General features: G+C 58.1%; 19 protein-coding genes. 18 read left to right on the top strand and 1 reads right to left on the bottom strand.

Annotated features, from left to right (window positions below; translation table 11 throughout):
• Nucleotides 1-4: 4 nt before the first annotated feature.
• The 16 genes from DD236_RS07920 to DD236_RS07845 all read left to right on the top strand — a co-directional run bounded on the left by DD236_RS07920 (nt 5) and on the right by DD236_RS07845 (nt 19,722).
• On the top strand, nt 5-2,587 hold the full coding sequence (locus DD236_RS07920) for an ATP-dependent Clp protease ATP-binding subunit (protein WP_109093844.1): 2,583 nt from the start codon (nt 5-7) through the stop codon (nt 2,585-2,587).
• Nucleotides 2,588-2,818: 231 nt separating this feature from the next.
• A complete protein-coding gene (locus DD236_RS07915; protein WP_109093843.1) occupies nt 2,819-4,069 on the top strand; it encodes a serine hydrolase domain-containing protein in 1,251 nt (416 codons plus the stop codon).
• 462 nt (nt 4,070-4,531) lie between these two features.
• Nucleotides 4,532-4,831: a hypothetical protein gene (locus DD236_RS12190; RefSeq protein WP_207785750.1), complete on the top strand. Its 300-nt coding sequence runs from the start codon at nt 4,532-4,534 to the stop codon at nt 4,829-4,831.
• 29 nt (nt 4,832-4,860) lie between these two features.
• On the top strand, nt 4,861-5,877 hold the full coding sequence (locus tag DD236_RS07905; RefSeq protein WP_109093842.1) for a DUF7973 family transport facilitator: 1,017 nt from the start codon (nt 4,861-4,863) through the stop codon (nt 5,875-5,877).
• A 91-nt stretch (nt 5,878-5,968) separates the two neighbouring features.
• Nucleotides 5,969-6,817 carry an HAD-IIA family hydrolase gene (locus DD236_RS07900; protein WP_243410127.1) on the top strand — a complete coding sequence of 283 codons (849 nt, stop codon included), beginning with the start codon at nt 5,969-5,971 and terminating at the stop codon, nt 6,815-6,817.
• A gap of 150 nt (nt 6,818-6,967) precedes the next feature.
• On the top strand, nt 6,968-8,506 hold the full coding sequence (locus DD236_RS07895; RefSeq protein WP_109094087.1) for an FGGY-family carbohydrate kinase: 1,539 nt from the start codon (nt 6,968-6,970) through the stop codon (nt 8,504-8,506).
• 79 nt (nt 8,507-8,585) lie between these two features.
• Nucleotides 8,586-9,953 (top strand): sn-glycerol-1-phosphate dehydrogenase, encoded by a 1,368-nt coding sequence (locus tag DD236_RS07890; protein ID WP_109093841.1) that lies wholly within the window; start codon nt 8,586-8,588, stop codon nt 9,951-9,953.
• A 26-nt stretch (nt 9,954-9,979) separates the two neighbouring features.
• Nucleotides 9,980-11,668 (top strand): ribulokinase, encoded by a 1,689-nt coding sequence (locus tag DD236_RS07885; protein ID WP_109093840.1) that lies wholly within the window; start codon nt 9,980-9,982, stop codon nt 11,666-11,668.
• Nucleotides 11,665-12,369 (top strand): L-ribulose-5-phosphate 4-epimerase, encoded by a 705-nt coding sequence (locus DD236_RS07880; RefSeq protein ID WP_109093839.1) that lies wholly within the window; start codon nt 11,665-11,667, stop codon nt 12,367-12,369. Before DD236_RS07885 ends, DD236_RS07880 begins: the two co-directional genes overlap by 4 nt.
• 128 nt (nt 12,370-12,497) lie before the next feature.
• A complete protein-coding gene (locus DD236_RS07875; RefSeq protein WP_109093838.1) occupies nt 12,498-14,036 on the top strand; it encodes a xylulokinase in 1,539 nt (512 codons plus the stop codon).
• Nucleotides 14,037-14,064: 28 nt separating this feature from the next.
• The gene (locus tag DD236_RS07870) at nt 14,065-15,126 is read left to right on the top strand and encodes an NAD(P)H-dependent glycerol-3-phosphate dehydrogenase (RefSeq protein ID WP_109093837.1); all 1,062 of its coding nucleotides are present in this window, start codon (nt 14,065-14,067) and stop codon (nt 15,124-15,126) included.
• 179 nt (nt 15,127-15,305) lie between these two features.
• Nucleotides 15,306-16,085: a DeoR/GlpR family DNA-binding transcription regulator gene (locus DD236_RS07865; RefSeq protein WP_109093836.1), complete on the top strand. Its 780-nt coding sequence runs from the start codon at nt 15,306-15,308 to the stop codon at nt 16,083-16,085.
• A gap of 201 nt (nt 16,086-16,286) precedes the next feature.
• Nucleotides 16,287-16,544, top strand: a complete 258-nt coding sequence (locus DD236_RS07860; protein WP_109093835.1) for a type II toxin-antitoxin system Phd/YefM family antitoxin — start codon at nt 16,287-16,289, stop codon at nt 16,542-16,544.
• Nucleotides 16,522-16,974: a type II toxin-antitoxin system VapC family toxin gene (locus DD236_RS07855; protein WP_165819862.1), complete on the top strand. Its 453-nt coding sequence runs from the start codon at nt 16,522-16,524 to the stop codon at nt 16,972-16,974. Before DD236_RS07860 ends, DD236_RS07855 begins: the two co-directional genes overlap by 23 nt.
• Nucleotides 16,975-17,229: 255 nt before the next feature.
• Nucleotides 17,230-17,727 (top strand): O-acetyl-ADP-ribose deacetylase, encoded by a 498-nt coding sequence (locus DD236_RS07850; RefSeq protein WP_109093833.1) that lies wholly within the window; start codon nt 17,230-17,232, stop codon nt 17,725-17,727.
• 933 nt (nt 17,728-18,660) lie between these two features.
• Nucleotides 18,661-19,722 (top strand): IS110 family RNA-guided transposase, encoded by a 1,062-nt coding sequence (locus DD236_RS07845; protein WP_165819885.1) that lies wholly within the window; start codon nt 18,661-18,663, stop codon nt 19,720-19,722.
• A gap of 138 nt (nt 19,723-19,860) precedes the next feature.
• Here the strand turns inward: DD236_RS07845 and DD236_RS07840 are convergent, their stop codons facing one another.
• Complete coding sequence (locus tag DD236_RS07840; protein ID WP_207785748.1) at nt 19,861-20,649, bottom strand: NAD(P)-dependent oxidoreductase; 789 nt, start codon at nt 20,647-20,649, stop codon at nt 19,861-19,863.
• Between the two features lie 96 nt (nt 20,650-20,745).
• Between DD236_RS07840 and ptsP the strand changes: the two genes are divergently transcribed.
• A complete protein-coding gene (ptsP, locus tag DD236_RS07835; RefSeq protein WP_243410121.1) occupies nt 20,746-22,443 on the top strand; it encodes a phosphoenolpyruvate--protein phosphotransferase in 1,698 nt (565 codons plus the stop codon).
• A 122-nt stretch (nt 22,444-22,565) separates the two neighbouring features.
• Entirely contained in the window at nt 22,566-24,281 is a 1,716-nt protein-coding gene (locus tag DD236_RS07830; RefSeq protein WP_109093831.1) for a dihydroxyacetone kinase family protein, read from the top strand.
• Nucleotide 24,282: the final 1 nt, after the last annotated feature.

Genomic DNA, 24,282 nt, shown 5'->3' with positions numbered 1-24,282 from the left:
GTCAATGTTCGAACGGTTTACCGATCGCGCCCGCCGAGTCATCGTGCTCGCGCAGGAGGAGGCTCGAAACCTCAAACACAACTACCTAGGTACCGAGCACATCCTCCTCGGGCTCATCCGTGAGGGTGAAGGTGTGGCTGCCAAAGCGCTAGAGGCGCTTGGCATCACGCTCGACGATGTGAGGGACCAGGTCATAGACATCATCGGGGAGGGACAGGAGCCACCGGCCGGCCACATCCCCTTTACACCTCGCGCCAAGAAGGTCATCGAATACGCGATGCGTGAGGGCCTTCAGTTGGGCCACTCATACATCGGCACCGAGCACCTTCTGCTCGGCCTGACCCGTGAGCCCGACGGCGTAGCCGCCCAGGTTCTCATGAAGCTGGGCGCGGACCTGCCGCGTGTGCGCAATCAGGTCAATCAGCTCATCTCTGGATTCCAGGGTAAGGAGCCTGTGGGCGTTGGTGGCGGCGCTCGCGAAGGCCAGAAGGCCGGCTCAACGGTGCTGGATCAGTTCGGCCGTAACCTCACCCAGTCTGCTCGTGAACATAAGCTCGATCCGGTGATCGGGCGTCACGTGGAGACCGAGCGAGTAATGCAGGTTCTCTCACGCCGTACCAAGAACAACCCCGTCTTGATCGGCGAGCCCGGCGTTGGTAAAACTGCCGTTGTTGAGGGCCTCGCTCAGGCGATTGGCGCGGGCGATGTTCCCGAGACCCTGAAGGATAAGCAGCTCTATTCGTTGGATATGGGCTCACTTGTTGCCGGCTCGCGCTACCGCGGTGACTTCGAGGAGCGCATGAAGAAGATATTGAAAGAGGTCAACACGCGCGGCGATATCATCCTGTTCATCGATGAGATCCACACGATGGTGGGTGCGGGTGCTGCTGAAGGTGCTCTAGACGCTGCCTCGCTACTAAAGCCCATGATGGCTCGTGGCGAGCTTCAGGTGATTGGCGCAACTACGCTAGATGAGTACCGTAAGCACATTGAGAAGGACGCCGCTTTGGAGCGTCGCTTCCAGCCGATTCAGGTGGATCAGCCCACCGTGCCTCAGACCGTGGAGATCCTAAAGGGTCTGCGCGATCGCTACGAGAGCTTCCATCGCGTAACGATTACTGACGAGGCACTAGAGGCTGCAGCCTCCCTCTCGGACCGCTATATCAATGATCGGTTCTTGCCAGATAAGGCTATCGATCTGATCGACGAGGCCGGAGCGCGCCTTGCCATCCGTAAGATGACAGCTCCACCTGAGCTTCGCGAACTTGATGAGAAGATTGCTGGTGTGCGCCGCTCGAAGGAAGCCGCCATTGACGGTCAGGACTTCGAGAAGGCCGCCTCTCTTCGTGATGAGGAGCAGCAGCTCGCCTCCCAGCGTGCCGAGCGTGAACAGGCTTGGAAGGATGGGGACATGGACGTTGTGTCCGTGGTTGATGAGGAGCTCATCAACGAAGTCCTGTCCATGGCAACCGGCATCCCAGTGTTTAAGCTGACCGAAGCCGAATCCGCCAAGCTGCTGCGTATGGAAGAGGAACTGCACAAGCGAGTGATCGGCCAGAACGAGGCTGTGGTGGCGCTTTCGCAGGCCATCCGCCGTACTCGCGCTGGACTCAAGGATCCGGACCGCCCCGGCGGCTCGTTCATCTTTGCTGGCCCGACGGGTGTTGGAAAGACCGAGCTTGCCAAGGCGCTCGCAGAGTTCCTGTTCGGGGACGAATCGGCGCTTATCACCCTTGATATGTCCGAGTACTCGGAGAAGCACACGGTCTCGCGACTGTTCGGTGCCCCTCCCGGATACGTGGGTTACGAAGAGGGTGGCCAGCTCACCGAAAAGGTCCGCCGTAAGCCGTTCTCCGTGGTTCTGTTTGATGAGATTGAGAAGGCCCATCAGGACCTCTTCAATTCCCTGCTCCAGATTCTTGAAGAGGGACGCCTCACGGATTCGCAGGGGCGCATGGTGGACTTCAAGAACACCATCATCATCATGACCACAAACCTCGGAACGAAGGACATCGCCAAGGGCGTGACCACAGGCTTCCAGTTCGATCAGGACACCACAACGTCCTATGAGCGGATGAAGCGCCGTGTGGGAGAGGCCCTCAAGGACCACTTCCGTCCAGAGTTCTTGAACCGTGTTGACGATACGATCGTGTTCCCGCAGCTTCACCGCGAGGAGATCCTGCAGATCGTGGATCTCATGGTCTCCAAGCTGGATAAGCGGCTTGCCAATCAGGATATGCACATCTACCTGACTCGGGCCTCCAAGGAGCTCCTTGCGGATCGTGGATACGATCCAGTTCTAGGTGCCCGTCCGTTGCGCCGCGCTATCCAGCGCGACATCGAGGATGTGTTGTCCGAGAAGCTGCTCTTCGGAGAATTCGAGCGCGGCCAGAACATCGTCGTGGACGTGGATAGCGAGAACATCCCGATGACGTTCACGTTCCACGGGCAGAATGCCGATGAGCCTTTGCCCGAGGATACTGTGGAGGTCACCGATCCCGGCGAGATGGATAGTTTGACCGCGGGCGTGGATAATCGCCGCCCCGGTGAGAACCCTCAGCCCAGTGGGCTATCGGCAGCACACTAGTCACTAGACTGCCCGAGTAAAAGGCGGGTGGAACAAGGCGAGAGCCTTGTCCCACCCGCCTTCGTCGTCGTCCCAAACTGTCACCGCCCCCCAATCTCGGGTTTGCGTCAGATCTCTGCGACGTGGAAACCGAGGGTGGCAGTAGGCGCGTCTTGGCCTGACACTCTATACTTATGGCGTGCGTCACGGTGGCGCCATCGTACGAGGATGTACGAGTGTTGAAGGAGAGACATGGCTATTGAGGTTGTAGACCCCGAAAGCGTGGGTGTGTCCAGCGAATATCTGTCCCATATCGATGATCTAGTGGCCAGACACATGAGCGAGGACGCCTATCAAGGCACCGTCATTTTGGTGGCGCGGCACGGTAAGATCTGCTATTTCAAGGCATTCGGAAACGCGAACGATGGTGTACCGATGGAACGAGACTCCATCTTCCGGCTCGCTTCCATGTCCAAAGTTCCGAGCGCTGCTGCGGTCATGCAGCTATGGGATCGGGGTCTGATATCACTCGCGGATCCGATCGCGAAGTATCTGCCAGAGTTCACGCAGATGTACGTGGCGAAGGAAGGGGCGGGCGGGGAGGATACGCTGGTTCCTGCAGCCAATCCGATCACGATCCATCACCTGCTTTCGATGACCGCCGGAATGACCAACACGTGGTGGTATGACGCCGAAAGCGACAAATACGCGTACCGGACCGTACCCAAGTATTACGCGGAAGGGGGCGTGCCAGACGATTTCCAGATCACGGACGCGACGCTGGAATCTAAGGTGAAGCTGTTAGCACGCCAGCCTCTGATGGCAAACCCGGGAGAGGTATTCGACTACTCCAATAACTCCGTGGATACGCTGTGCAGGCTTGTGGAGGTTGTTTCGGGGGTGGATTTCGATACCTATCTACGGCGCAATATCTTCGAGCCGCTTGGCATGAACGAGATCTGGTTTTATCCTCCAGAGGAGGTCACGGATAGGGTGGCTGCCGTCTACTGGGCAGGTACGAAGGATAGGCAGACCGAGGACTTCCCATTGGGTCTGGGCATGATGGGCGTGGACTATGGGTTCGGAGGGGCCAAGCGGTTCTTCTCTGGCGCCGGCGGGCTGCATTCCACAACCTATGATTACTACCGCTTTGCCCAAATGTTGTTGAATCGGGGAGAGCTTGACGGCGTACGTGTGCTGAGCCAGTCCGCTGTAGACCTCATGACACACAACGAAATCGGCGACCTGACAAACTGGCAGCTCACGCAGAATAAGTGGGGCTATCAACTGGACATTCAAGAAGGAGTAAATGCGCCCGTCGGGTCTTCCACCTACTTGGGTGGTGCTGGGGCATACAGCTGGCAGGGATTCTTCTCCACCAAGTTCGTGAATAACCCGGCGAATGACACCGTTATCATGACGATGTCTACTCCAGGGTTTGATGGGGCTTTGCCGCACAATCTATTACTTGTGGCAGCGGCCAATGCCGCAGTGGAGGCGTAGTAGGGCGGCCAAGAATGTCTTCGGATCATCGAGCTGGCGCCGACGGCCGTATGTGAAGCGCAAAGTTCAGTGTAATTCTGACCGATAGTTTTCACATGGTTTTATGAGAAAAACGCCCGTTGGGTGTGCAGATTCGACTGAAGGATGAGTTTGGAAATACTCCAGCCGGTTGAACGCTTGGCAAATTTGGGAACTGGTCACTGTGGCCTGTGAACTGCGTCGCTCTCGAGGAATGCCAATGTGGCAAGGATTCTCTAAGTCAGGTTGTGAAACTAGGAAATAGGACCCAAACATGCACGCATTCCCAAATGTGTCCCAGCTAACTGAGAGTATGTGCAAAGTAACATGACAATCGCAAGATTTAACACAACGGGTGTTAGTCTCGGCAGGACAGTCGGCACCTCCACGTGGTGGTGTTGGCCGCCGTTGTAGAGTTCGGGAGCACCTAAAGAAGGGCGCAGCATGGGATTGCGGATCGTTGTTGCAGCCGACATCGCTGACGATGGCTACAAGGAGATCCTCGCAGAGGACTTGGAGTCTGTTGAGCGTGTAGACGAAGTCATCGGTGTGGCTCATGACTCACTCTTCCGTGGGCGTCTGGTACCCTCCAATAGCGCACAGGTTCCTCCTTCTGGGCAGTGGCTCAAAGGGAAGGGGCCGGTACAACGGGTAGCGAGGAAGCGGCCGGAATGCGGTTTTGGTTCCACCACTTTCTTGGTCCCGAAAGCGGCAGTTCTTGAAACACACAAGAGCTGCGAGTAAACACTAACCACCTAGTAGAGGAAATCAACGTGGATTTTGATCCCCTATGGCTGATAGCCGCCTTCGGTGGCGGCGCATTCGGCGCAGCAATCGGCGGCCAGACCGCCTTTATTATGACCGGCTTCATGTACATGGTTGGCCTTGCCGGCTACATGGGCGGATTCGACGCCGCCACGTTCATGGATTCCGTCGTGTTCGGCCCAGTGTTCGGCCCGCACATCGCCTTCGCTGGTGGTGCTGCAGCCGCGGCATACGCCGCTAAAAAGAACTATATGCCAGCTGGCATGAATGGACGTGACATTATCACGCCGCTTTCGGGTCTTTCGAAGGCGGACATTTATGTTGTTGGTGGTGTCTTCGGCATGGTCGGCTACACCCTCAACCAGTTCATCGGTTGGATTCTGCCTCAATTCAAGGTGTCCGACGCTTCGATGCACTATGACAACGATGTTCTGGGTTCCACGGACACCGTGGCGCTCACGATTATCATCGTCGCAATTGCCTGCCGTTACATGTTCGGTAGCACTGGCTTGTTCTCCACCGAGCAGGGCCCGCTCCTGTGGGTTGGCGGAGACAAGCATTGGGTTGCACATCAGGAGAAGTGGTCACACTCAGCTTTGATCGGATTCTTCTCCGGCCTTTTGTCCGGCTTCGCTACCCTCATGTTGATCATGTACATCTACCCGATCAACCCAGGAATCGTAGGCCACGCACAGCTCGTTGGATGGGCGATCTCGGCTATTACTTTGGTCTTCCTGACGTGCGGGCTCAACACACCAGTTACCCACCACATGACGATCATTGCTTCGATCGCGGCGCTCCAGTTTGCACCGCTGTTCGCTGGCTCAGATCCGGGCACGTGGACCAGCGGGGCGCTTGTTGTGCCGTTGCTGCTCGCGGGTCTCTTCGGCCTGATTGCCGGCGTGGTTGGCGAGTTCCTCTCGCGTACAACGTGCGCCAATGGCGATACACACATCGATCCTCCGGCATTCGCCATTTGGACGATGACAACGGTGCTCTACGCAATCGGCGCGATCGTCGCCTAGTAAGGCCTGTTGATCCTTTCAACAAACTGGTGGTGCCGGGTTCGCCCGGCACCACCGCCCCAAAACAACATGAAAACCAAGGAGCGCCAAGGTGCAGTACACGTCACCAACTAAGCTTTATGACGCCTACGTATTCGATATGGATGGCACCATTTACCTAGGTGATCATCTTCTCCCCGGCGCAAAGCGGCTGATCGAAGGCCTGCGTACCTTGGGAAAGCCCGTGAGGTTCCTGTCCAATAATCCGACTAAGGATCCCCACCAGTACCTAGCAAAGCTTGAAAAGCTCGATATTCCAACACCCGTAGAGGAAATCGCTAACACCGTAGTCACAACAACGCGGTGGCTTAAGGCCAATCACCCCGACGCGACCGTGTTCCCGATTTCGGAACAGCCACTCAAGGATGCTTTGGCTGCCGCGGGAATCAAGATGAGCGACAATCCTGAGGAAATCGACATCGTCATTGCCTCCTACGATCGCACGTTCGAGTATCGCAAGCTTCAAATCGCTTTCGACGCCATTTGGTATCACAAGCGAGCAATTCTCATCACCACAAACCCTGATCGCTACTGCCCGTTCCCTGGCGGGCGCGGAGAGCCCGACGCGGCCTCTATTGTGGCAGCGATTGAGGCTTGTACCGGAACAAAGTGTGTAGCGAACATGGGTAAGCCCGAAGCTGTCATGCTCACGGCAGCCCTTGGCGATCTAGATGTTGATCCCACCAACTGCATGATGGTTGGAGATCGTCTTATGACAGATATTGGGATGGCGATCAACACTGGTATGGCATCAACACTCTTGTTAACGGGCGATTCAACTTTGGAAGAAGCTCAGGCCCTTCCTGAAGCTGAGCAGCCCACATATGTCCTAGAGCGAATCGATCACCTCATTCCTGAAGAGATCCGGAATGAGTGGGGATGGTCTGATTCCGATTCCTGATTGGTAAGTCCGGATCTCGTTGGCCCGATGTCCGCGTCTGCTCGGGCACGGTAGCCAGCGCATTATTTATCAGCAGCTCCAACTCGAACTTCATTGTGGAGGTTTTCATTGTCCGTTAACCAAACAACACGTCCTGGTGGCCCATTCGTCATGGGAATCGATTTCGGTACCGAATCGTGCCGAGTCGGGATCTTCGATCTGGCCGGATCGCCCGTTTCCTTTGCGGCAACCACTTACAAGACGATTCACCCCCATCCCGGCTGGGCTGAGCAGTCCCCCGATGATTGGTGGCAGGCACTCGTGGCCTCCACCCGTCTGGTTCTGCAGCGCTCGGGCTTGCAGCCACACGAAATCGCCGGCATCTCCTATGACGCAACAACGATGACGGTGGTTGCGCTGGACCGCAATGGTGACGCGCTGCGAAACGCCATCATGTGGATGGACGTTCGGGCAACCGAGCAGTCTGCCCGCGTGATCAACACGCAGTCCACGGCGCGCCGCTACACCGGTAACGGCACCCTGCCCCCAACGGCTGAGTGGTACCCCTTCAAGGCAGCGTGGCTCCGGGAAAACGAGCCCGATACGTACAAGAACGCCTATCGCCTGATTGATGCCCCCGACTGGCTGACCTTCAAGCTGACCGGCGAGTACACGCTCAATATCAACACGGCCGCACATCGCGCTTACTACGATCGCGACAACGGCGGATGGCCTGTAGACCTCTACGAAGAGGCCGGCGCGGGTGACGTTTTTGAGAAGCTGCCAGAAGTAGTGAACGATCTTGGCAGCAACATTGGTGGTCTCCAGCGTAGCGCCGCCGAAGAACTTGGCCTTATCCCAGGCACGCCAGTTGCTCAGGGTGGTGGCGATGCATGGCACGGCCAGATCGGCCTTAACGTTCTCCGCCCAGGCAAGATGACGCTAGTGACGGGCTCCTCTCACGTGATGTCTGGGCAGTCTCCAGACCCAGTTTCTGGCCCAGGCTTCTTCGGTGGCTACACCGATGGTGTGGTGCCCGGTCAGTACACGGTGGAGACCTCGCTAGTCTCCTCCGGTTCTGTGCTCAAGTGGTTCAAGGATCAGTTCTGCACTGATATCTCGGCCGCTGCTGATCAGATTGGCCTTTCGGTTTACGACATCATGAACCGCCGTAGCGCTGATATTCCGATCGGCTGCGATGGACTGATCCTTAACGAGTACTTCCAGGGTAACCGCACCCCGTATTCGGACTCGAAGGCACGGGGTGTATTTACCGGCCTCTCGCTGGCACACACCCGCGAGCACATGTACAAGTCCATTCAGGAAGCCGTGTGCTACGGAGTCGAAGCGAACATGCGTAAGCTGCGCGACGCCGGCTTCGAGGTCAAGGAGTTCGTCGCCTGTGGTGGTTCGACGAAGTCCCGCATGTGGACCCAGATGCACGCCGACGTGACCGGTGTTCCGATCACCCTTACAGAGGTGGGCGACGCGGTCACCCTCGGGTCTTGCATCCTCGCGGCCGCCGGTGCTGGCCTGTACGGCTCAGTTCAGGAGGCAGCGGACAACATGGTTCACGAGCGCGAGCACATCGAGCCGAACATGGCCCGTCATGAGGAGTACAAGTTCTTCGCCGATAAGTACTGCGAGCAGTACCCACTGGTTCAGGAACTTACGCACGAAGTTGTTGACCATGTGGTGGCAGCTCAATAGGAACTAAGATGGTGGCGGGCTGCTTTGCAGCCCGCCATCCGAACTTTGGCCTATAGGTAGAGAGTGAAAGAGGAAGATTATGGCAAGCGAACTCATTGACAAAGCCCTGAAAACGGCTGATGAGACAAAGGCAATCGCGTTCGGAGATGATGTCCTTGGCGAGACTGGCAAGATCTTCGCTGAGCAGTTCCCGGGCGTCCGGGTTCTCGTTGTCGCTGACGAAAACACATTCGCCGCAGCGGGCGAAACCGTTGTGGCATCCCTCAAGGAAGCCGGGGTTGAGTTCGCCGAGGATCCATACCTCTTCCCGGGCAAACCCACGGTATATGCCGGCTACGAGAACGTGGAAATCCTTCGCGATCACGTCAAGGTACTGGACAACACGTTCATCTGCTCAATCGGTGGCGGTACCATCAACGATTTAGCCAAGCTCGCTTCGGGTGAGCTGGGGCGCCAGTACCTGAATGTATGCTCCGCAGCATCAGTGGATGGCTACGCTGCTTTCGGTGCTTCTATCGCCAAAGACGGCTTCAAGATTACGCGTGACTGCCCGGCCCCTCAGGCTCTGGTTGCAGACAACGCCGTGATGGCAGCGGCGCCCGCGCGCCTGACCTACACCGGTTACGGCGATCTGATCGAGAAGATTCCCGCTGGTGCGGACTGGATCCTTGCCGATCGGCTTGGAATCGAAGCAATCGATCCCTACGTCTGGAGCCTTGTTCAGGGCCCGCTGCGCGAGTCTCTGGCCCATCCGGCAGAGCTTGCTGCTGGCGATCTCAAGGCAATCGAGCTCCTCGGTGAAGGCCAGATCATGTCTGGCCTCGCCATGCAGGCCGCTAAGTCCTCGCGTCCGGCCTCTGGGGCTGGCCACCAGTTCTCCCACACGTGGGAGATGGAGGGACACGGCCTCGATTGGGAACCGCCGCTATCTCACGGCATGAAGGTGGGCGTTGGCACCATTGCCTCTTTGGCCATGTGGGAGCTATTCCTGAAGATGGAGCCGGAGGACTTCGATATCGATCACGCGCTTGCGTCCGTGAAGTCGCCCGAGTATATCGAGAGCACGGTTCGCTCGATGCTTCTTCCCCGTATTCAGGGTGAGGCGGTTAAGCACTCGCTCAACAAGCGTACTGAGGGCGATGAGCTCGTTGCCCGCATCGAGCTCCTCAAGAAGGTATGGCCCGAACTGCGCGAGAGCGCTGCCAAGCAGATCATTCCGGCTCAGGACGCGATGGACCGCATCAAGACAGTTGGCGGCCCATACCATCCCGAGATGCTCGAAATTGACTGGGATCGCTTCCGCGAGACCCACTTTAAGGCACAGATGATCCGGTCTCGTTACACGATTCTGGACATCTTTACTGACCTCGGCATCCTCGACACAGTAGTTGAGGAGCTGTTCTCTCCCGAAGGTTTCTGGGGGCAACACCGCCACCCAGAAGCCTGAGGCAACCACATAAGGAGACGATCTCTATGTCCGATCACAAGTACCTTGTAGGTATTGATTTCGGTACCCTGTCTGGGCGAGCCGTGGTGGTAGATGCCGCCGACGGTAAGCAGATGGGTACGGCTGTCACGGAATATCGTTATGCGGTTATGGACCGCACCCTAACGGCCGGTGACAACCAGCCGTTGCCGCCCGAGTTCGCTTTGCAAAATCCGGATGACTACCTTGAGGTACTTGCAACAGCGGTCCCGGGAGCTGTCAAGGATGCCGGCGTTGATCCAGCCGATATCGTGGGTATTGGCGTGGACGCAACGTCTGCAACCGTCTTCTTCACGGATAAAGAGGGCGAGCCGCTGTGTAACAAGCCGGATTTCAAGAACAACATTCATGCATACGTGAAGCTGTGGAAGCATCACGGTGCCCAGAATCAGGCCGATCGCCTGGTGAAGGTTGCTGAGGCGCGCCGCGAAAAGTGGCTCGGCCGTTACGGTGGCGTGCTCTCCTCGGAGCTCCTCCTGCCCAAGGCCCTCGAGGTATTCGAGGTTGCCCCAGAGGTTTACGAGGCCACAGACGAGATCGTGAATCTCCTCGATTGGCTGACTTGGCGGATGACGGGCAACCTAACATACGCGGAGGGCGATTCCGGTTACAAGCGGATGTTCCAGGATGGCAAGTATCCTTCCTACGAGTACCTTGAGGCCGTCAAGCCGGGCTTTGGCCATGTGTTTGATGACAAGATGAGCCACGAGGTCCTTCCGCTGGGCGGCAAGGTTGGCGAGCTGACCGAGGACATGGCGAAGCTGATGGGGCTGACCGCTGGGACAGCCGTTGCATCCGGCAACATTGACGCGCATGTGGTGGTTGCTGGCACGAACGCAGTTCGCCCCGGTCAGCTCACCGCAATCATGGGTACCTCGTCCTGCTACGTGGTGAACGGCAAGGAATACCACGATTGCCCAGGAACCTTCGGAACGGTTCTCGGTGGCGCAGTTGACGGCCTCTGGGGATTCGAGGGCGGCCAAACGGCCGTGGGTGACATCTTCGCCTGGTTTATCGACAACTGTGTCCCCGCAGCCTTCTACGAGGAAGCGGATAGCCGCGGTGTCTCCATCCACGAGCTTCTCGCAGAGAAGGCCGCGGCTCAAGACGTTGGCCAACATGGCCTCGTGGCCCTTGATTGGCACAACGGTAACCGTTCAATCCTTGCCGATGCACACCTGTCGGGCTTGATCATGGGCCAAACGCTAACCACAACGGCCGATGAGATGTACCTTGCCCTTTTGGAAGGTACGGCCTTTGGTGCCCGTGTGATCGTGGACAACTTCGAGGATCACGGTATTGCGATCGATGAGATCGTCGCGGCTGGTGGCCTGCTGAAGAACAAGTTCTACATGCAGTTGTTCTCCGACATCACCCGCCGTCCGATCACCGTCTCGCTTTCGGAGCAGTCCGGGGCACTCGGTTCGGCCGTATTTGCCGCTGTGGCTGCTGGCATTTATTCGGATGTGTACGCGGCGGCTGAAGCAATGGCAAACGTGGAGCATCACGCATACGTACCCGATGAGGATCGAGCCCGTAAGTATGATGCGCTGTACGACATCTATAAGGAAATGCACGATTACTTCGGACGCTACAACGGTCAATCGCCAATGCACCGTCTGAAGGACATCAAGCTTCAGGTATTCGAAGAGCAACGGGGGTATGTAGCAGAATGACACTGGTACTTTCAGAACTATCGCAGGACATTCAGAACGCCGTTCAGGCCACTCGGGAGGAGGTGGCGGCGCTCCACGCGGAGCTTCCAGCCAATAACCTCGTGGTATGGACGGCAGGGAACGTGTCCAGCCGCGTGCCGGGTGCCGATCTGTTCGTTATCAAGCCGTCGGGCGTTCGCTACGACGAGCTGTCTGCGGACGCCATGGTGGTATGCACCTTGGACGGCAACAAGATCGTTGATGGAACGCCGGATCGCCTTTCGCCATCCTCGGATACAGCGGCACACGCCTACGTGTATCGCCACATGCCCGAGGTTGGTGGCGTGGTACATACCCACTCTACATATGCCACGGCTTTCGCCGCGGTGCATCGGCCCATCCCGTGCGTCCTCACGATGATGGGTGATGAGTTCGGCGGGGAAGTCCCCGTAGGCCCGTTCGCCATCATCGGTGACGATTCGATTGGTCGAGGTATCGTTGAAACGCTGCGTGAATCGCGATCCCCTGCGGTCCTCATGGCCAATCACGGGCCGTTCACGATCGGCAAGAACGCCACGGGTGCCGTCAAGGCGGCTGTCATGGTTGAAGAGGTGGCTCGTACCGTAGCTGCGGCAGAGCAAATCGGCACGCTTGTTCCTGTTGCTCAGGAGCACATCGATTCGCTCTATGACCGATACCAAAACGTGTACGGCCAGCACTAGCAGATGAAGAGGCCCACTCGTCTGGTGGCGAGTGGGCCTCTTCAATCCGCTGCATTCTCATACAAATGAGCCGGCACGGTCAGCTACCACGGCAGCCGGCTCACCTCACGGCCAACGAAGGAGTTGCAATGTCTGAGACCAAGGAACAATCTAAAACCACGGAACCACTAGTCATTGCTATCGATTCGTCAACATCCGCAACCAAAGCGGTAGTTGTTAATAAAGTGGGTGAGGTTCTCTCCTCCGGCAAGGCAGAGATCGATCTATTCACCCCGGCGATGGATCAGTACGAACACGATCCAGCCCAATGGTGGGAGTCCACCTCAACGGCAATCGCCCAAGCTGCCGCCGGCCTGAGCGTCGAAGACCGTGCGCGCGTATCCGCCATGTGCATCACTCATCAGCGAGAATCCTTCGCCCTCGTGGATGAAAACGGTGCCGCCCTCCGCCACGCCGTCTTGTGGCTGGATTCCCGGGCTGGCGAAGAGATCAAAGAATTCGGATCGCCCCATATCCACGAACTATCGGGCAAGCCCGCGGATACCACTCCAGCCCTTTACAAAATGACATGGCTGTCCCGCCATGAGCCTGAAGTGCTAGCTGCTGCCGACAAGGTTGTAGATGTCCACGCTTACCTAGCAAAGAAGCTCGTTGGCCGCTGGGTCTCAGCCATGGGCAGCGCAGATACCCTCAACCTCCTAGATATCGCAGGCCGCGACTATTCTCCAGAACTCCTAGATATCGCTGGCGTACGGCGTGACCAAATGGCTGACCTTGCAGAACCAGCCTCGATCATCGGTCCTATCGCCCCGGATCTCCTCTCCTCATGGGCCCTGCCCGAGGGCGTGGTACTTGTTGCCGGTGTGGGCGATGGCCAAGCCGCGGGATTAGGAACCGCCGCGATCGCGGAGGACCTCGCCTACGTCAACGTGGGAACTTCGATTGTCTCCGGCGTTCACTCATTTGAGTATCAGTATTCGCCGGCCTACCGCACCCTTCTTGGCGGCATCCCAGGTTCTTACGTGCTCGAAATTGTTCAAAATTCAGGCTCGGTTCTGGCCAACTGGTTCCGCAAGGAATTGGGAAACCCACTTCTGGATGGAGCACTCGATCCAGAACTGGACGAGGCAGCCGCCGGCATTGAACCGGGAAGCGCCGGCCTACTGACTGTCCCCTACTGGAACGCCGTGCAGTCTCCTCATTGGGACCCTTTTGCCAAGGGTATGATGGTGGGATTTGGCTCGGCCCACACAAGGGCCCACGTGTACCGCTCGATCCTCGAGGGAATGGCCATTGAGCTGCGCGAGAACCTAGAACGTGTGCAGGCGTCCACGGGCCGCCAAATCCGCGAGCTCCGCTGCACGGGTGGCGGATCCCGCAGTCCGCTGTGGCGCCAAATCATTGCAGACGCTACGGGCCTGCCCATGGTTGTTTCCGGCGTTGAGGAGGTAAGTGCTCAGGGTGCGGCGATGATGGCAATGGCCGGAATTGGTGCCTACTCAGATGTGCAGAGTGCCTCCGAAGCCATGGCCACCTTCATTGAACGCACCGAACCTAATATGGAGGCGTACGAGACATACGGGCAGTGGGCGGATATCCAAAAGGACATCTACCCGGCCCTTGCCCCGCTTTTCGAGCGGATCTACGCTCAGTCAAACAAGAAATAGGAACAGAAAGAATAAGAAGGTACAGAAAATGGCAAAGATCGCAGTACTTGGCGCGGGAATCATGGCCACGGCCCTCTCTTTCCCGTCCTCTGAAAATGGAAACGATGTTCACCTCATCGGAACCTTCCTTGACCGCGAGATCATCGATTCGATCCAGAAGACTGGCGTCCATCCGGATCTTGGCCTGAAGGTCAACGATGGCGTGACAGCCCATCAGCTTGAGGAAGCCGCTGAGGTTGTTCACGGCGCGGACGTTGTGATGTGCGGTGTGAACTCCTTCGGAATTGAGTGGGCCGGCGAGCAGTTGGCCAATCTCCTAGAGCCGGGACAGAAGCTCCTGACTATCACGAAGGGTATGCGCGCCGATGATGATGGCACGCTCAAGCTCCTTCCGAATGTCATCAAGTCCTACCTTGATCCGGAACTCGCAGAGCAGATCTCTTGGAACGCCATCACCGGCCCTTCGATCGCTGGCGAGCTTGCAGTCCATCACGACACATGCGTGGTGTTCTGCGGACACGATCAGGACGATCTGGACTTTATCGCTAACCTCTTCCGCACGGATTACTACCATGTGTGGACTTCGCTCGATTTCGATGGATACGAGACGGGTGCGGCCACCAAGAACGTATACGCGTTCGCGGCTGGCTTCGCAGATGGCATGCTCCGCAAGGCGGGCAAGGAAAATGACCGCTACGTCATGTACAACTACTCGGCAGCGGTGTTTGCACAGGGGCAACGCGAGCTGACCTCCTTCATCAAGCTCATGGGCGGCAACCCGGATACAGCCACCGGGCTTGGCGGAGTTGGCGATATGTACGTGACCTCCGCTGGCGGCCGCAACGTCAAGGCCGGCGGATTCGTTGGCGAAGGCGTCCCCTTCTCCGAGGTGCGCGATCGCCTGATGAAGGGCGTAACGCTCGAAGGCGTTGCCGCCATCAACGTGATTGGTGCAGCCCTCAAGCCACTGACCGAACGTGGAGTGATCGGCCCGGAGGAATACCCCCTCTGCCGCTTCCTGTACTCCGTTGTGGCTGAAGATGCTCCGCTCGAGATGCCGTGGGACAAGTTCTTCGGCGGCCTCAAGTAAGACCATTTAGTTGAAAAGTGGCGGGGTTCCGACCCCGCCACTTTCAGCACCTGCCCCCTTTACCACTTGCAAATTCCAGCACCTACCATGCACTGACATGCAGATGGTTGTGAGGGGAGGGAAGTGGTTCGTCGTCGTCGGGAAAAACCCAACGTCACCACCTAGCCAACGGAACGGACATGCCAAAGCCACAAAACAAAGAGGAGCGGCAGCGCGCCATCACTGAGTTTGTGCTGGAACACGGCTCGGTGAAGATTGATGATCTACAGCAGATCGTCAGCGTATCGCCCATGACGCTATATCGGGACCTGCATGATCTGGAGAGCGGGCGGATCATCGATCGCTTTCGCGGCGAAGTGACAGCCGTTGCCACAACGCTCTCGGAAACCTCGATGCGATACCGGATGGAACACGACATTGAGGAAAAGGCAGCGCTTGCGCAGGCCATGCGTCCCTATGTTTCGCGCGGGATGTCCGTTCTGACCGACGATTCTTCCACCGCGTATTCCGCGATCGCCGCCCTCGCGGACATTCCCTCCCTGACCATCATCACGAACAATTGGAAGATCAGCCAGTTGGCGATTGAGAATCCCCGTTGGGACCTCATCACGATCGGGGGCCAGTACGATCGGCATTTAGACGCGAATTTTGGGCCAGCCGCTATCGATATGCTTGGCCGGATGCGCGCGGACGTCGCGATATTTTCTGCCGCCGCGGTCACCGACGGCGTTGTGTATCACCCCTACGAAAATGTGGCCGAGTATAAGGATACGATGCGCCGTACCGCACGTACCTCTTACTTACTAGTAACGACGACGAAATTCCACCGCTCCGCCCTCTACCGCGTGGCGGATGCCGCTGACTATGATGGCGTGATCGTTGAAGCGGATCTGGATCCCGAGATCGTCAGTGATCTCGAGGCTCGCGGGGCCAATGTTGTGCGGGCGGGCGGGAGCTGACGCGGTCTCATTCGGGGTGGTTGGCGCTGTGGGTTGGGCTTAGCTCTTTGGGTTGTGCTTAGCGCTGTGGGATGCCACTACACTGGCAACTCACAGCGGCACTGGCAACCCAAAACGGGGAGTCTCGCGAATGGATATAGATTCGCGACGATGTAGTCAGCTAATATCTTCTTAAGTGACTACATTGTTGGGGTGGGAAAGATGACTGTAGTTGGTGTACGTGACCTCAAGGCGCATTTGAGCGAGCATCTTCGTACGGTTGCTCAAGGCGATGAAGTGGTTGTTACAGATCGCGGAAAGCCTGTTGCTCGGCTAGTCCCGATCGAAGACGGTGCAGGCTGGCATCGGTTAGTTGAATCGGGTGTGATCACTCCCGCAATAGCCATCTCTAGGCCGGAACCCGCACCTGTGAAAGGTACGGGGACGGTGAGTGATCTTGTTGCTGAGCAGCGCGGATAACGGCACTGCCTACTTCGATACGTCGACATTCGTTCCTCTTGTGATTGACGAGCTGGGGACTGCCCGGTGTGTGCAAATCTGGCACGCAGCACGCAGGGTTATCGCCACCCGATTGTTGATAGTGGAAACGGCGGCGGCACTCGCGAAGGCGCGGAGGCTCCACAGATTGACGGATCAGCAGTATGCCGCTGCGCAAGCGCAAGGAGATCGCCTTCTGACAGGTGTGGATTTCATCGATGTAGATAGCCGGCTGATCGGCACTGCCGCTGGCCTCGCGAGGCGGTTTCCCTTGAGAGGCTTCGATGCAGTGCACGTGGCCGGTGCCGCACTGATCGAAGGGACAACGATGGTCTCTGGTGATCGGCAGGTTCTTGATGCTTGCCACGAGCTGGGAATGGCTACGGCTGATTCAGCTCACAGTTTCCGTTGAGACAGTGGCAACCGGTAGCGGCAGTTGTAACTCACAACGAGATTTTCCGTGGCTGAATTAACGCTTCGGAACGGTTTGGGGCGGGATTCGTCACGGTTCAAGAATTAAGCGGCCGAAGCGTGCCGGTTCGGCCGCTGAGCATCACGATATCTAGATACGGACGGTCTATCGGGATTTGCCGATAGTCCCAGTGTGGAGGTGGGGAGCGTCCATGGTTCCCGCCCACGATCGTCTTTGCGCTCGTACACTAGAACTATGGTCGCGATCACAGCAGTACTTGGAGATATAACTGAGCAGGACGTTGACGCCGTTGTGAACGCCGCTAACAATCAGATGAGAGGTGGAGGCGGCGTAGATGGCGCCATCCACCGGGCGGGAGGGCCGGCCATCTTGAAAGACTGTATCGCGCGCTTTCCGAACGGCCTGCCTACGGGTGACGCGGGATGGACTACCGCGGGAAACATGCCTGCCCAGTGGGTCATCCATACAGTCGGGCCGAATTATCGGGCGGGTCAGAAGGATCGGGCGCTGCTCCAGTCGTGCTATAAGCGATCGCTTGGCGTTGCCGATGAGCTGGGTGCTGAGATCGTAGCGTTTCCGCTCATTAGCGCGGGTATCTACGGGTGGCCTCTGGATGACGCGATTGATGTAGCGATTTCGACGATCGCAAAGACTCCTACGAGCGTGGACGATGCTGTCATCGTTGTACGCGATCCGGGAATCCTCGATGTGGTCGAAAGCCGGTTGCCGTAACGTAACAATCCGCTTGGGACCTCGACGCCCCGCTATTTCCATGGCCAAACACATTCTGGGCGGTTGATCCGCATAACTTCGTGCGTGAATGCACGCGGAGCGTTATTGGGAGGGCGATGCGCCCTGACGCGAAACCATGCATGCTCAATTGCGGAATCGGACAATCTTCGGAGCAAACTGAGTGACTCGGCGGCGGCTGTTGATGCTGGAAGGTATACGCAATCGCCACCGCAGCTGATACTTAGCGGTGCAAGGATACTGTTGAGGCCCGTCAATGGTTGGGGCGTGTTTGGATCCTAAGTGTTCCAACCTTCGGAAGTAGTGTTTTCAATACTCTGGGAGAGGCTCGGAGGGGATTCCTGAGAATGCTCGTGCTACCCAAAATGGTCCGCGAGAGCCTCATCAATCTGCCCCATGGCGACCTTCGTGCGTTAGCGCATGTCATATTTGTTCGGACGAGTTCAGAAGGTTCTGAACGTGTAGCAGGGTGGGACGGTTAGCCTCATCGAGGAGCTCTCGGCCCAGCCTCTTTTTGACGACGACAAAAGGGCGGGGCCATACCGGCCCCGCCCTGGGTGTCATCATCCGCAATTGCGTCAGAAATGGAGTGAGGCGCTGTCGCCTCAAGCAGAGAGTTGACGCTGTAAGTATGGGGTTGGCTGGTCTGGGACTGGCTGGCAGGGTTGGTGGTGGCTGTTCTTGGGGCTGGGCGTGACTCTAGTTGACGCTGTACCCACTCTTGGTGGTGTCTAGGGATTGATATGTCCGTCTAGTACTCGGGGGTGGCCGCTACCTGCCCGGTCCACGATGGTGATTTGATTAGAAGCTTGTCCACCCCGAAAGGGGCGTGACTTTTTACAGCATTATCCCGCCGTGAAACTTTCCCGGACTGGTAACGGCCTACGGTCATTCTTTATCAGTTCTAGTGAAAGGATCACCGCAATGTCTATCGTTGCAGATCATCACGGGTTTGTCATAGGCGTGGACTGCCACGCCAAAAACCATGTCTACAGTATCGCCGCCGCTAGGGGCGATATTCTCGCTACTCGCCAGTTCCCGGCCACGAAGGCGGGGATGGATCGGGCTATCTCGTGGGCCGGGAAACACACCGGTGGGGACATGTCGGCACTGTTCGCGATTGAGGGGACCGCCACCTATGGGGCCAACCTGTCCCGGCACGTTGTCCGGGCCGGCTACAAGCGAGTCGAGGCCCCCTGGACGGCCACCTCCTGTAAGGGTAAGAGCGATGAGCTCGATGCCGGCAAGATCGCACGAGCGACCTTGGCCTGTCAGATCGACCAGTTGAGGGATCCACGCGCGGACGGGATCCGCGGGGCCCTCGCCATTTTGCTGGCTAGCCGCAACCAGATCCAAACAGCCAAGACCAGTGCGAAAAACCAGTTAACCGCACTGATGCGTTTCCATGATCTGGGTATCGATGTACGCAAGGCCGTCAGCATGAAACAGGTCAAGACGATCGCTATCTGGCAGGCTCGCGATACTGGGGATATTGCCGTGTTCTACGCGATGAGGGAAGCGATCGACCTCGCACAGTCGATTCTTCAGTTGGAGAAGAAAGCGGACAGTAACCGGGCGGAGATTCTGGCGTTGGTTCGCCAGTGCGAAGCCGCGCCTTTGTTGGAAGAGAAAGGATATGGTCCGATCTCGGTAGCCCAGATCTTCGTGTCTTTCTCCCATGCCGGCCGGATCGCAACCGAGGCCAAGTTCGCCGCCTTGGCCGGGGTTAACCCGGTTCCTGCTTCCTCAGGCAACACCGTGCGCCACCGGCTCAACAGGCGCGGTGACAGGCAGCTTAACCGTGCTTTCCATACGATCGCGTTAACGAGAATGAGGACCGACGAGGAAACCAAAGCCTACGTCGCTCGCCGCCGCCTCGAGGGTAAAACCGACCGTGAAATCCGCCGCTGCCTCAAACGCTACCTCGCCCGCCACGCCTACCGCACACTCAACCACACCCCACCCACCCAACCTTGACAAACATAGAAGCATCAATCCCGGGGAATTAGCAGAGGGTGTGCAGCGGCTCTCCCTTTAGGTATCGCGTCAGCTCCTCAACTCCGATCTCCACCGAGGCCTGCATCGTGTCCGCTGAGGTGCCCGCCAGATGCGGTGTCAGCGTGATGTTGTCCAGGCTGAGGTAGGGTGATCCTCAGCGAGTGGCTCATCGGCGTACACATCGATTGCGGCGCCGCCGATGCGGTGGTCGGACAGAGCGCCGGCTAGGGCTTCCTCATCCACAAGATCGGCGCGCGCCGTGTTTACTAGGTAAGCGGTGGGCTTCATGAGCGCGAGAGCATCCGCGTTGATCATGTGATGGGTGTCCTCGCTAATGCGCATGTGCAGCGAAACGAAATCGGACTGGGCTAGCAACTCCTCGAGCGTTTCCACACGCTCAATTCCGAGCTCCTCAACCTGTTCTGGCCGCAGGTACGGATCATAGGCGATCACGCGAGACTCAAAGCCTGCGAGGCGCTTCGCCACACGCGAGCCGATGTTGCCCACGCCAACCAGTCCCACAGTGCACTTACGCATGTCCCGAATGTGGCTCTGGTTGGCATACTTCTTGCACCAGACTTCGTCCATGAGAAGCTTGTAAGACCGGGCAAGATTCTTGTTCTCCGAGATCCACGCAAGGATGGCCAGAGGGCCTCCAGCGAACAGGGACTGGAGGGTAACAGGCTGGCACTTCTCCTGGAAGCTGCCATCGTTTATCCAGCGGTCCACGATCGGCTGGGCGCGCGAATCGCTGGATACGATGCCGTTGCGCACTTGGTTGCCGAATTCGTCTGCGAGGTAGAGACCGTTACCGTGCCCAGTAAGGATGATCCCTGCAATGTCATGCGGGTCAACGCCTGTTGTCGGTTTTACAGTGGACTCAGCAATTTTGGTTGTCGAGGTCATACTGACTGGTCGTCTATACATCCTGATAATACTGGGAAATATGGGTGGTGATATAGGTTACACTGGCGTCAGTAAGTGTATGTTGAGGAAGCTGCCATGACTCAAGAAGAAACAAATGATCGAACGTTGAGTACGGACGTTCACGGCACACCAGTGGTTACAGGTATGGCGTACGCGCCTGCAATGTGGGTGATCCGGCCGGATGTGCCTCCAACTCAGGCCCCTTCGATTTCGACGGAAAAACGCGCGGGTGAGTTCGCCAAGTATCAAGAAGCTGCCAAGACGGTTTCGAGCAGGCTGGCCTCGCGAAGTGCCACAACGATTGGCTCTGCTGGCGATGTACTGAAGATGTCCGCGGCGCTGGCGGTGGACCGTGGCGTGGAGAAGGACGTTCAGTCCTACATCATGAAGGCGGGCTTGCCAGCCGTTCAGGCCCTTGTCCGTTCAACCGAGAAATACGTGACGCTCTTCGAAAAGGCCGGCGGTATGATGGCCGAGCGCGTGACGGACCTTCGTGATGTGCGGGACAGGATCGTTGCCGAAATCCTCGGCGAACCCGAGCCGGGTATTCCCACTCCGGACGAACCTGTTGTTCTCCTTGCTGACGATCTGGCACCAGCTGATACGGCGGGCCTGAACCCGAAACTCATTATTGGTGTAGCTACGGAGTTCGGTGGGCCCACATCCCATACCGCGATTATTGCTCGGCAGTTGGGTATTCCGTGCATCGTAGCCATGCGTGAGCTGAGGGAAGTCAAAACCGGCGAACTTGTTTTGTTGGACGGCGGCCTTGGCAAGATCACTAGGAACGCGGACCCGGAGCGCGCCCAAGAAAGCGTGACGAAGTATCACGCGTGGCGCGAAAAGATCCATGAGTGGCGTGGGCCCGCGCAAACAACGGATGGCCATCACGCAGAGCTGCTTGTGAATGTTCAGGATGGGCCAACCGCCACAACAGCAGCGCACGGTGAGGCCGAGGGCATCGGCCTGTTCCGCACGGAGATGTGTTTCTTGGACACGGTTGTGGAACCTTCGATTGAGGAACAAGCGGCGGTCTACGCGCCTGTGTTCCACGCTTACCAAGACGGCAAGGTTGTTGTCCGCACACTCGATGCCGGATCCGACAAACCTGTTCCGTACGCCAACAGTGAGGAGGAGGAAAACCCGGCTCTGGGTGTACGTGGCCTGCGCACCAGTGGCCAGAATCCTGAACTGCTCCAACACCAGCTGGACGCCATCGCGCTAGCAGCCAAGGATCACCCCGGCAAGAACTGGGTTATGGCACCGATGGTGGCAACCCTGCGTGAGGCCGAATGGTTCGCCGAGGAGGTCCGCAGGCGTGGGATGGTTGGTGGCATCATGGTTGAGGTTCCAGCTGTGGCGGTTCAGGCCGAACAGTTCTTGGAGCTCGTGGATTTTGTTTCGGTTGGCACCAACGATCTCACTCAGTACGTGATGGCGGCCGATCGCCTCTCGCCTCACCTCGCGGAATATACGGATCCGTGGCAGCCAGCCGTCCTCCAACTAATCGCTCACACGGCCGCCGCTGGCATGAAGCTTGGCAAGCCCGTGGGGGTATGCGGGGAGGCCGCCGCCGATCCGCTTCTGGCCTGTGTACTGCTTGGCATGGGCGTGACGTCCTTGTCCATGGCCTCTTCGGCAGTTTCCTCAGTTGGCGCCCAGATCTCTGCGGTTAGCTTTAGACAATGTGAGGCTGCCGCCGAGGCGATCAACCAGGCTAGGGATGCCAAACACGCTCGCATCCTCGCCAGCCAAGCGCTCGAGATTCGGTAGGCTCGCAAGCCACTGTGGTCGGAGTCTCAAATGTGCTGAAAGGAGCTTCAATCAGACCAATGAGTTCGCACTCATCCGAAAAGTGCGCAACGCATGAGCAATGAAACAACAAGGAGAAAACGATGACCAAGATTGTGAATGACCCGGAAGAGTTTCCGAAGGATTCCCTTGAGGGATTCACTGAGATCTACAGTGAGTATGTGCAGCCGGTGCACGGCGGCGTTGTCCGAACCGCCGCAAGCCCCGAATCCGAGGTTGCGCTGGTAGTGGGCGGAGGCTCGGGACACTACCCGGCGTTCGCGGGGTGGGTTGGCCCCGGCATAGCTCATGGATCGGTATGCGGCAACATCTTTGCCTCCCCGTCCGCGTCTCAGGCACGCTCTGTGATCCGCGCAGCGGACAACGGTGCTGGCACCCTGATGATGTTCGGGAACTACGCAGGAGACGTGCTTCATTTCGGTCAAGCAGCAGAGCAGCTGCGCGCCGAAGGATACGACATTCGAATCGTCGAGATCACTGATGATATCGCCTCAGATTCCCCGCAGAACCATCTGCAGCGTCGCGGCATCGCGGGAGATTTCCCGGTAGTTAAGGTTGTGGGCGCTGCGGCCGCGGAGGGGCACTCGATCGATGAGGTGGAGGCTGTGGCCCGCCACGTCAACGATAAGACGCGCTCTTTAGGTGTGGCCTTCTCAGGCTGTACCTTGCCCGGATCCACTGAGCCGCTCTTCACGGTGGAGGAAGGAACCTTCGGCCTTGGCCTAGGAATCCACGGCGAACCCGGAATTGCGACGGAGAAGCTGGGAACGGCCGATGACCTAGCCGAACTGCTGGTGTCCAAGATCCTCGAAGAAGAGCCTCCCCGGGGAGAAGACGGATACGACGGCCGCGTAGCCGTGCTGGTGAACGGTCTGGGCGCAACAAAGTACGAGGAGCTCTTCCTCCTCTACAGCCGGATCTCTAAGCTGCTGCGCAAGGCGGGCCTCGAGATCATACGCCCCGTGGTGGATGAGCAGGTGACCTCGCTGGACATGGCGGGTGTTTCCCTCACGCTCACGTTCCTCGATGAGGACCTAGAGCGCTACTGGTTGGCAGCGGCTGATACGCCGGCTTTCCGCTCGGGATCGGTGGAGAACAGCGGTGCAACCCGCCGCGAGGTGACCGCGGAGACCGAGGAAGCAGCCAGTGCTGGTGCCCCGGAATCGGCTGAGCAAGCCAAGAAGATCGCGGTCATCCTCGAAGCGCTCGAGAAGACTACGCGGGATGCGGAGCATGACCTAGGCAAGATGGATTCGGTTGCCGGGGACGGCGATCACGGCCAGGGCATGGTGCTCGGTTCAACCGCCGCAGCTGAATCGGCCCGCCAGAGCGTAGCGGCCGGAGCCGGATCGAAGACTCTGCTGGCCCGTGCGGGCGCAGCGTGGTCCGAAGGAGCAGGCGGAACAGCCGGCGCTCTTTGGGGCGGAGCACTTGCTCGCGTTGGAAACGGCCTATCCGATGGCGAAGCCGTAGACGATGCTGCGATCATTGCCGCCGTGGTAGGAGGCACGAAGGCCATCGAGGAGATGGGCGGAGCGGTTGTAGGCGACAAGACGATGGTTGACGCAACGGTCCCGTTCGCAGACGCCCTCGAAGGTGCTGGCGACAAGCCGCTAGCTGAGGCTTGGGATGAGGCCGCAACAGCGGCCGAGAATGCCGCCGCAGATACCGCTTCGTTTGCAGCGAAAAAGGGCCGTGCACGCACGCACGGCGGCAAATCGGTGGGAACTCCGGATCCCGGTGCCATTTCGTTCTCAATGCTTATGAGAACGGTGGCTGACCAGCTGGCAACAAAGTGAG

Source organism: Ancrocorticia populi (assembly GCF_003123745.1).
Lineage (GTDB): Bacteria > Actinomycetota > Actinomycetes > Actinomycetales > Actinomycetaceae > Ancrocorticia > Ancrocorticia populi.
This window is presented reverse-complemented; position numbering and strand designations above follow the sequence as displayed.